Genomic DNA, 11,287 nt, shown 5'->3' with positions numbered 1-11,287 from the left:
GTGTATAAGAGACAGGGCGTGCCCACCGCCCGCAACTCGCCCCGGTGCATCAGAGCCACGCGATCGCACAACGCGTCGGCCTCTTCCATGTAGTGGGTGGTCAGCAGCACGGTCATGCCGAACTGCGCCTGCATCTTTTGCACCTGCGTCCAGACGCCGTCACGCGCGATCGGGTCGAGTCCAACGGTGGGTTCGTCCAGGACGAGCAGCGACGGGCGGTTCACCAGCGCCTGCGCCACCTCGAGACGGCGGACCATGCCACCGGAGTAGGCGGCGGCCACCCGGTCGGCCACGTCGAGCAGGTCCATGGCCGCCAGCGCCTGCTCGACGCGATCGGACCGCGCGGTCCGCGGCACGCCGTAGAGCCGCGCGAACCACTCGACGTTCTGCCGGCCCGTCAACGCGGGCTCGATCGAGAGTTGTTGCGGCACATAGCCGATGTTGCTGCGAATGTCCGTGGTCTGGTGACGGGCGTCCAGCCCGAAGACGCGCAGTTCGCCCTGTTGCACCGGTGCCAGCGTGGTGAGCATGCGGACCATCGTCGTTTTCCCGGCTCCGTTCGGACCGAGCAGGCCCATGGTCTCGCCGGGTCGCACCTGCAACGTCACGTCGTTGACGGCGGTGAACTGGCCATACCGGTAGCTCAGGTGCCTGGCGTCGATCGCCATCGGCAGTGATGCGCTCATGATTGCCGCTCCTGCAGTGTCCGGGTCATCGTCTCGATGACCTCCAATCCCCTTGTCAAAGACTCGATTTGCTCGTCGTCGAGCTCGGCGAGCACCTCCGCCAGCACGGCGCGGCGCGCGGCTCGCGACGCGTCGACGATCTGCTGGGCGGGCTCGGCGAGGTGTAACCGCCCGACCCGGCGGTCCGGGTCGCCGACGGTGCGCAGCAGCAACCCGCCCGCGACCAACTTGGAGACCAGGGTGGAGGCGGTGTTGGGCGCCAGCCCGAGCTCGGCGGCCGCGGCGTTGACCGAGACCCCCGGTTGCCGGCCCACCAGCCACAACAGCTCGGACTGGGACTCGGTGAGCCGTGAGGAGTCGAAGCCGCGGCCGGCCGACCGTCGCAGTTGCCGGCGGAATCGGCCGACGACGCGAAACACGTCGGTGACCACATCGGTACTCGCCTTCACTTTTTCCATAATACCTCTGTAGCCGAGCTATTTATGTGCGCAAGCTGTGCAGAAGGTATGTACCCGCTACTTCGGGAGGCGATGCAGGACCACGTCGGACAGGGCGCCGTCGTCGACGCGGGCGGTCATGTAGGTGCAGAACGGCTGCCGGCGGCGGTCGGTGGGCGAACCCGGGTTGAGCAGGCGCAATCCGGTGGCGGTGGTGGTGTCCCAGGGGATGTGGCTGTGCCCGAACACCAGCACTTGGCTGTCGGGATACAGCCGGGACATCCTGTTTTCTCGCCCGGTTGCCGCGCCGGTCTCGTGCACCACCGTGAAACGCACCCCGGCCAGCGTGACGTCCGCGCGCTCCGGGAGTCGGGCCCGCAGCGCCGGGCCGTCGTTGTTTCCCCAGCAGGCGACGAGCCGGGCCGACCGGCCGTCGAGTTCGTCGAGCAGTTCGGGCACCACCCAGTCGCCCGCGTGCACGACGACGTCGGCCGCGGCGACTTCAGCCCATACCCGTGCGGGCAGGTCGCGGGCGCGGTTGGGGACGTGGGTGTCGGATATCAGCAGCAGCCGCACAGTCCCATCTTGCGCGGTCTCACACCCCGGCCGTGTGGAGCCGGGGGGCGGGCGCATCGGCGGCCTCACCCAGTAGCAGGGACCGCACGAGGCTGCGCGGACCGAACGGCCGCAGCATGGAGCTGGCCGGGCGGGGCCGCACGCGCAGCGGCCACCAGAACCACCGGCCCAGCAGCGCCGCGATCGACGGCGTCATGAACGAGCGCACGATCAACGTGTCGAACAGCAGGCCGAGGCCGATCGTGCTGCCGGCCTGACCGATCGAACGCAGGTCGCTGGCGACCATCGACATCATGGTGAAGGCGAAGACCAGGCCAGCCGAGGTGACCACGCCGCCCGTCTCGCCCATGGAGCGGATGATGCCGGTTTTCAACCCCGCGCCGATCTCCTCCTGGAACCGCGACACCAGCAGCAGGTTGTAGTCGGAACCGACGGCCAGCAGGATGATCAACCCGAACACCGGCGCGATCCAGTTCAACTCCAGCCCGAAGAGGTGCTGCCACACCAACACCGAGAGCCCGAAGGCGGCACCCAACGACAGCAGCACCGTGCCGACGATCACGGTTGCCGCTACCAGAGCGCGCGTGATGATCAGCATGACGACGAAGATCAGCGTCAGCGCCGCGAGACCGACGATCAACAGGTCGTAGTGGGAGCCGGACTGGATGTCGCGATAGATGGCGGCCGTGCCGGCGAGGTAGAACTTGGCTCCGGTCAGGGCGGTCCCCTTCACCGCTTGATGTGCGGCCGTCAGCTCCGGCATGACCGCCGAGATGCCGGCGGGCGTCGCCGGGTCCGCCTCGTGGGTGATGATGAAGCGCGCGGCCTTGCCGTCCGGCGAGAGGAAAAGCTGCAGACCGCGCTGAAAGTCGGGATTCTGGAACGCTTCCGGCGGGAGATAGAAGTAGTCACCGCTGCGCGAGGCGTCGAAGGCCTGCCCCATCGCGCTCGCCGTGTCGGTCATCTGGGTGATCTGTGTGACCAGGCCCGAGAAGCTGCTGTGCATCGTGAGCAGCGTCCCCTGCATCGAGGTGGCGACGGCGATGATGGGCGGGAACTCGGCGAGCATCTGGGGCAAGATCGCGTCGACGTTGTTCATCTCCTTGATCAGCGTGCTCATGTTCTCGCTGAACTTGTCGACGCCGTCGATCGCCTCGAACACCGACCTCGACGCCCAGCACACCGGGATGTTGAAACAATGCTGTTCCCAATACAGATAGCTGCGGAACGGCCGGGCGAAATCGTCGAAATCCGCTAGGTGGTCGCGCATCTCGTCCAGCGTGGTTCGCATCTCGTGCATATCGCCGGTCATGCGGTGGGTCGCGTCGCTCATCTGCCCGAGCAGGCCCTGCATCCGCCGCATCGAGGCGATCATGGCGCCCAGGTCGTCGCTCATCTTGAGCATGTCGTCCGTGCGGTCCTTCATGAACTGGATGTTCTGCCGGATCGGAATCGACTGGGCACTGATCTGGAACGGTATGGACGTGTGCTCGATGGGACCGCCCAACGGCCGGGTGATGCTCTGCACCATCGCGATGCCGGGTGAGTTGAACACGTTCTTGGCGATCCGGTCCAGGATGATCATGTCGCCGCTGTTGCGCATGTCATGATCGCTTTCGATCATCAGGATGTCGGGATTCATGGTGGCGGCGCTGAAATGGCGCTCCGCGGCGGCATATCCGACGTTCGAGGGCAGGCCGCGCGGTATATAGAAGCGGTCGTTGTAGCTGACCTTCATGCTGGGCATGATGAGGATGCCGACGATCGCGATGACCAGTGAGGCCGCGAACACCGCGCCGGGCCAGCGCACGCTGGCTGTGCCGATTCGCCGCCACCCGCGGGTCTTGATCATCCGTCTCGGGTCGAGCAGTCCGAACCGGGTGGCCACCGCGACGACGGCGGGCCCGGCGGTCATTGCCCCGGCCACCACGACCAGCAGGCCCAGCGCCGACGGAATGCCCAGCGCCTTGAAATAGGACAGGCGCGCCAAGTGGAGGCAGAAGGTGGCCCCCGCGATCGTCAAACCCGAGCCCAGGATGATGTGGGAAGTTCCGCGGAACATGGTGTAGTAGGCGGTTTCTCGGTCCTGACCGGCTTGACGCGCCTCCTGGTAGCGCCCGATGAGAAAGATCGCGTAGTCGGTGCCCGCCGCGATCGCCAGCGAGGACAGCATGGCGACGACGAACGTCGAGAATCCCAACAGTTCGTAGTTGCCGAGAAGCGCGACAAGCCCTCTGGCGGTGCCCATTTCGAAGCCGACCATGACCAGGACCAGCAGCACCGTGCTGACGGATCGATAGGCGATGAACAGCATGATCATGATGACCACCCCCGTCACGCCCATCATCTTGAACATGCTCTTGTCGGCGGCTTCGTTCATGTCGGTCGTCAGCGGTGCCGGACCGGTCACGTACACCTTCAGCCCCTGGGGCGGCGCCGACTTGTCGACGATTCTCCGTACGGCGTCGACGGATTCATTGCCCTGGGTGCTGCCCTGGTTGCCGGCCAGGTTGAGTTGGACGTAGGCGGCCTTGCCGTCCTTGCTTTGGACTCCTGCGGCGGTAAGCGGGTCGCCCCACACGTTCTGGACATGCTGCACGTGCTTGGGGTCTGACTGTAGTTTCTGCACCAGGCCGTCGTAATAGCGGTGCGCCTCGTCGCCGAGTTGTTTATCGCTCTCCAGAACGATCATCGCGATGCTGTCGGAATCCGACTCGTGGAACGTTGCGCCCATGCGCTTGGCGGCGATCATCGCGGGCGCGTCCTGGGGTGACATCGTCACCGCGTGCTTGCGCGCGACCGACTCGATCGGCGGCACAAGCACATTCAGGGCGACGGTGAGCAGCAGCCAGCCGATGATGATCGGCCACGCGAACCTGCGGACGAACCGCATGAATCTCGGCCGGGCGTCGCTATCGGTATTCATCCGGCTTTCACCAGACAGGAGGTTTGGGCGTGGCGCCCGGCCGAGGACCGCTCGTCCTTGATCTCCCCGTTGACGGTGATGCGGCAGCCGATGTCGTCGCTATTGCCTTGTGCCACAACGCTCGCGATCACGGCGGGCGCGGTCGTCGTGACCGTGAAGGTCCAGGGCAGGCCGGTGAAGTCCACCTGTTGCGGGTCCGCGTTCTTGTCCAGGTAGCTCACCGTTCCCGACGTGCCGCCGGGGCCGTAGACCTCGTAGGTCACCCGCTTGACGTGCGACGGGTCGAGCGGTGCGGCGCTGCTGCCCGTCGCGGTGAAGATCGCGTCGGAGCCGAAAACGCCGCGCAACCGCTCGACGGCGATGCCGCCGAGGGCAACTGCCGCCACGACGACGAGCGGCACCCAAGCCCGCTTGAGAAACGTGGACAATGACGTTTCCTTTCTCTCGTGACCGGGTCCATCTGGATCGCAGTTTCAATCCCGGTTGCCGTGGCCGATAGGGCCGTTTGGCACCTCCCGGGGGGCCCGGAGACGCCCTAACCGCGCGACCAGCACCGCGATCGCACTCGATCCGACGCAAGTTATACTATACCCCAGGGGGTATAAGTAAGGATCTGCAGATACCCCGCCGGGTATGGTATGAAGGAGACATGACAAACGAAGTTCGCGGCGGTTCACACCTTGAAGCCGGCGCCGCCGGCCACGATGCCGCCGACATGGACGCGGTGCTCGCCCGGCTGCGTCGAGCGCACGGTCAGCTCGGCGGGGTGATCGGGATGATCGAACAGGGCCGCAGCTGCAAAGACGTGGTCACCCAGCTGGCCGCGGTGTCGCGGGCGCTGGACCGCGCCGGCTTCAAGATCATCGCCTCGGGCCTGCGCGACTGCATCACCCGGCCGGCGGATGGTCGCACCGACGGGCCGGCCGTGTCGATCGACGAGCTGGAAAAACTGTTCCTCAGCCTGGCCTGACGGTCCGGAGCCTAAGAAAGGGTGAAGCGATGAACCCCGCCGACGATGGAAGCTCGAAGGTGACGCTGTGGCTGGACCCGGTGTGCCCGTTCTCCTGGAACACCGCCCGGTGGCTGCGCGCCGTCGCCGAGAAGACCGGCATGGTTGTCGATTGGCAGCAGATGAGCCTGGCGGTTCTGAACGAGGGACGCGAACTCTCACCCGCGCACCAGGCCCGGATGCGCGACTCGCTGGAAGTGGGCCGGCTGATGGCCGCGGTCGCCCGCGAACGGGGCGCCGCCGGGTGGACCGCCGCCTACTTCGCCTTCGGCGAGCGATACTTCGACCGCTCCGAGCCGCTCGGCGAAGACCTGGTCGCCCACGTGCTGACCGCGGCCGGCGTCACCCACGCCACGGCCGGGGCCCTGGCGGACGGATCCCTGGACGAACTCGTCCGGCGTGGGCACCAGGCCGGACAGGATGCGCTCGGCGAGACCGGCGGCAGCCCGATCCTGCGGATCGACGGGCGTGCCTTCTTCGGGCCCGTCCTGACCGCGTTGCCCGAAGCGCACGAGGCCGTCGCTCTGTTCGACGCCGTCGCCACGCTCGCCGCGGTTCCACAATTCAGCCAGCTGCAACGCCCACGCGCCGCGGCCTAGCAGAACCAGACAGAGGAGGAAAAATGACAACCGGGTTGAGCACCACTTTGCACACCTCGTTCGAGGACGCGGTGAAACGGACGACGGACGCTCTCGCCGAGCAGGGTTTCGGCGTGTTGACCACCATCGACGTCAAAGCCACGCTGAAGCAGAAGCTCGGGGAGGAGATGGAGGACTACCTGATCCTGGGGGCGTGCAACCCGACGTTGGCGCATCGCGCCCTGGGCATCCATCGCCAGATCGGGCAGCTGCTGCCGTGCAACGTCGTGGTGCGAACCGACCCCGACAGCGCGGACGGCTCGGTTCTCGTCGAGGCGATGGATCCCCAGCTCATGGTCAAGGTGACCGCCGAGCCGGGGGCCCTGCAGGACGTGGCGGACCAGGCCACCGCCAAACTGCAAGCCGCGATCGGCGCGCTCGGCTAGCCCTGTTGGCTTCGCGCCTCGGCGCCCGTCTCGCCGGCGTCGAAGGTGTCGTCGGAACCGGCGGCCCCCACGTACGAGCCGTCGTCCTCGCCGGCTGCGTCCCGCGACCGCGACTCGTGCGCCTCGGGCTCGACGTCGTCCTCGGTCTTGTGGCCCTTGTGGTCTGACATATTTGCCTTCCTTGCCGCTTAGCGTTCGGGTAGGCATTCCCCCACCGGCGGCCGTGAAACACGCGCTATCGTTACCACCCGGAGTGAAGGAGAAACTCAATGCGCACCTTCGAATCGGTAGCCGATCTCGCGACCGCCACCGGCGAAACCATCGGGCACAGCGACTGGGTGACCATCACCCAGGAGGACGTCAACCTGTTCGCCGACGCGACCGGTGATCACCAGTGGATCCACGTCGACCCCGAGCGCGCGGCCGCCGGCCCGTTCGGTGGGACGATCGCCCACGGTTTCATGACCCTGGCGCTGCTGCCGCGGCTGCAGCACCAGATCTACACCGTCAACGGCATCAAGTTGGCAATCAACTACGGCCTCAACAAGGTTCGCTTTCCCGCCCCGGTGCCGGTCGGCTCCCGGGTGCGCGCGGAGACATCGCTGGTGAGCCTCGACGACGTCGGAAACGGCGCCGTGCAGGCGACCATGTCGACGACGGTGGAGATCGAGGGCTCGGCCAAGCCCGCGTGTGTGGCCGAAAGCATCGTCCGCTACATCACCTGAAACTTGGCTCGGCGCTAGAACTCCGCGACGGAATGCTCCAGCCGCTCGGCCAGCCGGGCCTGCGCCTCCGCGCGTCGCGTGGGAATGTGCGCCGACGGGAATGGCGTTGTCACGGGCTGGTATTCACGCAACGTCCGCCGCGCGACCGTCATCTTGTGCAGTTCGGTGGCGCCGTCGGCGATGCCCAGTGATTCGGCGGCCACCATCATCTTGACGAAGGGCATCTCGTCGGAGACGCCGAGCGCGCCGTGCAGGTGCATGGCCCGCTGCACGACGTCGTGCAGGACCTGGGGCATGGCTACCTTCACCGCCGCGATGTCGCGGCGCACCTTCTGGTAGTCGTGGTGCTTGTCGATCAGCCACGCCGTGCGTAACACCAGGAGCCGGAACTGCTCGATCTGAATCCAGCTGTCGGCGATCTTCTCCTGGGTCATCTGGAAATCCGACAGCCGCCCGTGCCGCGTCTTGCGCGACACCGCACGCTCACACATCATGTCAAAAGCGCTGCGCGCCAACGCGATCGTGCGCATCGCATGGTGGATGCGGCCGCCGCCGAGGCGGGTTTGCGCGATCATGAACGCCTGCCCCTCACCGCCGAGCACGTGGTCGGCCGGCACGCGGACATCGGTGTAGCGGACGTAGCCGTGGCTGGCCCGCGCCGAGGACTCGGCGCCCACGCCGACGTTGCGCACGATCTCGATGCCCGGTGTCTCGGCCGGCACGATGAACAGCGACATCTTGTCGTAGGTGCGGGCTTCGGCGTTGGTGACGGCCATCACGATGAAGAACGACGCATGCTTGGCGTTGGTGGAGAACCACTTCTCGCCGTTGATCACCCAGTAGTCGCCGTCGCGGGTCGCGGCGGTGACGAATTGTCCGGGGTCGGAACCACCTTGGGGTTCGGTCATCGAGTAGCAGGAGGTGATGTCGCCGTCGAGCAGCGGCTGCAGGTAGCGGGCTTTCTGTTCGTCGGTGCCGAACATCGCCAGGATCTCGGCGTTGCCCGAATCCGGCGCCTGGCAGCCGAACACCGACGGCGCCCAGCGGGAGCGGCCGAGAATCTCGTTGAGCAGCGCGAGCTTGACCTGACCGAAGCCCTGCCCGCCAAGCTCCGGCCGTAGGTGCGCCGCCCACAGCCCCTGGTCCTTCACCTGCTGCTGCAACGGCCGCAGGATCGACATCATCTCGGCGTTGCGCTTGTCATAAGGGTCGAGCGCCACCAGGTCGAGCGGTTCGAGCTCGTCGACCATGAACTTCTCGACCCAGTCGAGCTTGGCCTGATATTCCGGGTCCGTTTCGAAATCCCACACGGTGACCACCCGTTCCCCGGCGCAACGTCGCGCCGGACTAGTCGATGAAGCCACCCCATCGTAGATGGCGCCGGCGGCAGATCAATCGTCGCTGCGGGTGTCGATCACGCCCTGCGCGATGTCGATGAGCTTGACCTGACTCTCCTGGGACAGGCGGCGCAGCAGGTCGAACGCGCGCAGTTCGTCCACGCCGTAGCGCTCCATGATGATGCCCTTGGCCTGGCCGATCCGGTCCCGCGTCGACAGGGCCGACTGCATCTGCTGCCCGTGGCGCCCGGCCATGATCGCCGAGGCGGCGTGCGCGGCGAAGACCGTGCCGATGGTTTCGGCTTCGGTGTCCCACACGTTGGCCTTGAAGCTGAACAGGTTCAGCGCGCCGGCGGTACGTTCCGCGGTGTACAGCTTGAAAGAAAGGCTGCTCAACACACCGCGTTCCACGGCCGCCGGCGCGTAGCGCGGCCACCGTGGTTCGGCACGCAGGTCGTCGGTGCGCACGATGGTTTGTTTGAGGGCGGCGTCGTGGCAGGGGCCCTCATCGAAGTCGTGCTGTAGCTGATCGAGCTCAGCGGCCAGGCCGTCGGTGTCCGCGACGGATTCGAAGTCTCCGCCACCCTTGATCAGCAGCACCCCCGCGACGTCGGCGGCCGGTATCAGCTCGACGGCGGCGGCGGTCACGTCGGTGAGGACATCTTCGAGCGTTCGCGGCGCTGCGGTGTCGCGGGCAAGCTCGGCCATTCGCACGGCGAGCGAATGCCCGGCGTTCGGGTTCGAAGAGTCCATAAGACGCGATTGTCCACGATCGGCCCGGACCCGTCACCCGCGCACCGTTTGTCCGCAAAGGCCGGGGGTATCCGGCGACACCAGAGCCATTCTCGTCAAAAGCCTAGGAGACCCAATGTTCGTTCATAACAAAGATCTTCAATTCGAGGTCCGCGTCGACCGGCCCGACCCGCGGTTCGCGACGCTGCTGCAGGAGCAGTTCGGTGGCGCCAACGGTGAACTCAAGGCCGCCATGCAGTACTTCACGCAGGCGTTCGTCCTGCGCGACAAGAATCCCAAGATGTACGACCTGTTCATGGACATCGCCACCGAGGAACTCAGCCACCTCGAGATGGTCGGCTCGATGATCACGATGCTGCTCGACGGCCTCAACGACAATCTGAAGATTGCCAACGAGAAGTGCGATTGGATGCCCGCGGTGGCTAGTGGGGACGGTCGCGACCAGATCATTCACCAAGCTGCGGTCAACCCGCTGTATCTGGCGCTTAACGGTGGCGGTCCGGACGTGAGTAACTCCCAGGGGGTGCCCTGGATGGGCTCGTACGTCACCGCCAACGGCGACCCTACGGTGGACCTGCGCAGTAACCTGGCCGCCGAGTCCCGCGCGAAAATCGTCTACGAGTACCTGAAGCAGTACACCGACGATCCCGGTGTGCAGGACACGCTCACCTTCCTGATGACGCGGGAAGTGACGCACTTCCAGCAGTTCACCGCGGCGCTCAACGAGCTCCCGGTCAACTTCCCGCCGGGGCAGTTGCCGGGTGACCCGCGTTTCCAGAACGTCGCGTTCAACATGTCCAATGGTGGCGGCGAATCGATCCGGGGGCCGTGGAACCAGGGTCAGGGTCCGTGGCCGAAGGGCATGGAGTGGGAGTACGTCGAAAAGCCCGAACAGCAATGGCTGGGCGGCAGCACACGCCAGAACCAGGGTGCGCAGCAAAACCCGCAGGGTTCACCCGCCATCACCGCCGAGAAGCCGTTCACGCACGAACAGCACACGCCCACAAGCTAATTAAAGACACGGAGACCGGGCGCTGAGGATCCAGCGCCCGGTCTTCGAAATAACTATTTCACCTGCGGGTCCGGCGGGTTGTCCTCGGCGCGACCGGTCAAGGCGTCGCGCACGTGGTCCACGACCGCCGCGCCCATGCCCATCGTCTTGAGCACCGCCGGGTGGGGCGGGGTGTCCGGGTGGGGCCGGGTCGGGGCGATTTTCTTTGCCTGCTCCAGCTTTTCGCCGATCTTCTCCAACTCTTCCCGGTCGATCGCCATCTCGACCTGCGGCCACACCACATCCTGTTCGTAGGCGATGTGTTCGCGCCCCGCCTTGATGAACTCCTGCAGCGCTTCGTGATAGTCCGGCTCGCCCGGCTTGCCGTCCTCGAGCCGCTGCAACAACTTCTTGCCGGCCTGCTCCTGTTCGATGGCCTTGTCGACGATCCCGTCGCCGATCGCCTTGCGCACCGCCGGCCAAAAGAACTGCTCCTCAATGGCTTCGTGCTGCGACTCGGCGATGACGAGATTGTTCACCACCGTTTCCAGGCCGCTCGCCTCGGCGCCCGAGCCCGACGGCGCCCCGTCGAGCGACTCGAACAAACCGAGCACACTTTTGTGGTCGTGGCGAAGAAAAGTGATTGCGTCCATGCCTTGCCTTCCAGTCGGGCTTGTCACTCGAAGTGGCCTGCGGATACCCGGGGCGGAGGTGTTGAAACCGGGCGGCCGCTTCTGACGACTTCGAATGTGGTTGGGAGGAAACGTCGATCGCATTCGCGCGACCGCCGGGCTAGTGCAACCCTGTCTCTTATACACATCTG

Annotated in this window: 14 protein-coding genes; 5 read left to right on the top strand and 9 right to left on the bottom strand. The window is 66.0% G+C overall.

Going from position 1 to position 11,287, the window contains the following annotated elements:
* The 5 genes from WU80_RS22425 to WU80_RS22405 form a co-directional block, all read right to left on the bottom strand.
* On the bottom strand, positions 1-686 hold a 686-nt coding region (locus tag WU80_RS22425), incomplete at its 3' end, for an ATP-binding cassette domain-containing protein (protein WP_055405848.1).
* A complete protein-coding gene (locus tag WU80_RS22420; protein WP_055405285.1) occupies positions 683-1,144 on the bottom strand; it encodes a MarR family winged helix-turn-helix transcriptional regulator in 462 nt (153 codons plus the stop codon). The genes WU80_RS22420 and WU80_RS22425, both read right to left, overlap by 4 nt.
* A gap of 57 nt (positions 1,145-1,201) precedes the next feature.
* Positions 1,202-1,699, bottom strand: coding sequence for a metallophosphoesterase (locus tag WU80_RS22415; protein ID WP_055405284.1), 498 nt, complete (start codon positions 1,697-1,699; stop codon positions 1,202-1,204).
* A 19-nt stretch (positions 1,700-1,718) separates the two neighbouring features.
* On the bottom strand, positions 1,719-4,625 hold the full coding sequence (locus tag WU80_RS22410; protein ID WP_055405283.1) for an RND family transporter: 2,907 nt from the start codon (positions 4,623-4,625) through the stop codon (positions 1,719-1,721).
* Entirely contained in the window at positions 4,622-5,053 is a 432-nt protein-coding gene (locus WU80_RS22405) for an MmpS family transport accessory protein (protein WP_055405282.1), read from the bottom strand. Before WU80_RS22405 ends, WU80_RS22410 begins: the two co-directional genes overlap by 4 nt.
* Positions 5,054-5,274: 221 nt before the next feature.
* Here WU80_RS22405 and WU80_RS22400 point away from each other — a divergent pair, with 221 nt between their 5' ends.
* The 3 genes from WU80_RS22400 to WU80_RS22390 are packed head-to-tail and all read left to right on the top strand — an operon-like array spanning position 5,275 to position 6,658.
* A complete protein-coding gene (locus WU80_RS22400) occupies positions 5,275-5,595 on the top strand; it encodes a metal-sensitive transcriptional regulator (protein ID WP_055405281.1) in 321 nt (106 codons plus the stop codon).
* 29 nt (positions 5,596-5,624) lie between these two features.
* Positions 5,625-6,233, top strand: a complete 609-nt coding sequence (locus WU80_RS22395) for a DsbA family protein (RefSeq protein WP_055405280.1) — start codon at positions 5,625-5,627, stop codon at positions 6,231-6,233.
* A gap of 23 nt (positions 6,234-6,256) precedes the next feature.
* Positions 6,257-6,658 carry a DUF302 domain-containing protein gene (locus WU80_RS22390; protein ID WP_055405279.1) on the top strand — a complete coding sequence of 134 codons (402 nt, stop codon included), beginning with the start codon at positions 6,257-6,259 and terminating at the stop codon, positions 6,656-6,658.
* Here WU80_RS22390 and WU80_RS26200 read toward each other — a convergent pair.
* On the bottom strand, positions 6,655-6,828 hold the full coding sequence (locus tag WU80_RS26200; protein ID WP_197281327.1) for a hypothetical protein: 174 nt from the start codon (positions 6,826-6,828) through the stop codon (positions 6,655-6,657). The two genes, WU80_RS22390 and WU80_RS26200, sit on opposite strands and share 4 nt — an antisense overlap.
* A 99-nt stretch (positions 6,829-6,927) precedes the next feature.
* Between WU80_RS26200 and WU80_RS22385 the strand changes: the two genes are divergently transcribed.
* Positions 6,928-7,383 (top strand): MaoC family dehydratase, encoded by a 456-nt coding sequence (locus WU80_RS22385; RefSeq protein ID WP_055405278.1) that lies wholly within the window; start codon positions 6,928-6,930, stop codon positions 7,381-7,383.
* Positions 7,384-7,397: 14 nt separating this feature from the next.
* Here the strand turns inward: WU80_RS22385 and WU80_RS22380 are convergent, their stop codons facing one another.
* Positions 7,398-8,693 carry an acyl-CoA dehydrogenase family protein gene (locus WU80_RS22380; protein ID WP_055405287.1) on the bottom strand — a complete coding sequence of 432 codons (1,296 nt, stop codon included), beginning with the start codon at positions 8,691-8,693 and terminating at the stop codon, positions 7,398-7,400.
* Positions 8,694-8,774: 81 nt separating this feature from the next.
* Positions 8,775-9,473 carry a GAF and ANTAR domain-containing protein gene (locus tag WU80_RS22375; RefSeq protein WP_055405277.1) on the bottom strand — a complete coding sequence of 233 codons (699 nt, stop codon included), beginning with the start codon at positions 9,471-9,473 and terminating at the stop codon, positions 8,775-8,777.
* 115 nt (positions 9,474-9,588) lie between these two features.
* Between WU80_RS22375 and WU80_RS22370 the strand changes: the two genes are divergently transcribed.
* Complete coding sequence (locus WU80_RS22370; RefSeq protein WP_055405276.1) at positions 9,589-10,485, top strand: manganese catalase family protein; 897 nt, start codon at positions 9,589-9,591, stop codon at positions 10,483-10,485.
* A 53-nt stretch (positions 10,486-10,538) separates the two neighbouring features.
* Here WU80_RS22370 and WU80_RS22365 read toward each other — a convergent pair whose 3' ends face one another.
* Entirely contained in the window at positions 10,539-11,117 is a 579-nt protein-coding gene (locus WU80_RS22365) for a hemerythrin domain-containing protein (protein WP_055405275.1), read from the bottom strand.
* Positions 11,118-11,287: the final 170 nt, after the last annotated feature.

The sequence above is a fragment of the Mycobacterium sp. UM_11 genome (genome assembly GCF_001414075.1).
Lineage (GTDB): Bacteria > Actinomycetota > Actinomycetes > Mycobacteriales > Mycobacteriaceae > Mycobacterium.
The sequence above is the reverse complement of the archived record's forward strand: the minus strand, read 5'-3'. Positions and strand labels throughout refer to the sequence as shown.

Coding starts and splice junctions, on each gene's coding strand:
- WU80_RS22420 (WP_055405285.1), bottom strand. CDS start 1,144: ATGGAAAAAGTGAAGGCGAGTACCGATGTGGTCACCGACGTGTTTCGC.
- WU80_RS22410 (WP_055405283.1), bottom strand. CDS start 4,625: ATGAATACCGATAGCGACGCCCGGCCGAGATTCATGCGGTTCGTCCGC.
- WU80_RS22400 (WP_055405281.1), top strand. CDS start 5,275: ATGACAAACGAAGTTCGCGGCGGTTCACACCTTGAAGCCGGCGCCGCC.
- WU80_RS22395 (WP_055405280.1), top strand. CDS start 5,625: ATGAACCCCGCCGACGATGGAAGCTCGAAGGTGACGCTGTGGCTGGAC.
- WU80_RS22390 (WP_055405279.1), top strand. CDS start 6,257: ATGACAACCGGGTTGAGCACCACTTTGCACACCTCGTTCGAGGACGCG.
- WU80_RS26200 (WP_197281327.1), bottom strand. CDS start 6,828: ATGTCAGACCACAAGGGCCACAAGACCGAGGACGACGTCGAGCCCGAG.
- WU80_RS22385 (WP_055405278.1), top strand. CDS start 6,928: ATGCGCACCTTCGAATCGGTAGCCGATCTCGCGACCGCCACCGGCGAA.
- WU80_RS22375 (WP_055405277.1), bottom strand. CDS start 9,473: ATGGACTCTTCGAACCCGAACGCCGGGCATTCGCTCGCCGTGCGAATG.
- WU80_RS22370 (WP_055405276.1), top strand. CDS start 9,589: ATGTTCGTTCATAACAAAGATCTTCAATTCGAGGTCCGCGTCGACCGG.
- WU80_RS22365 (WP_055405275.1), bottom strand. CDS start 11,117: ATGGACGCAATCACTTTTCTTCGCCACGACCACAAAAGTGTGCTCGGT.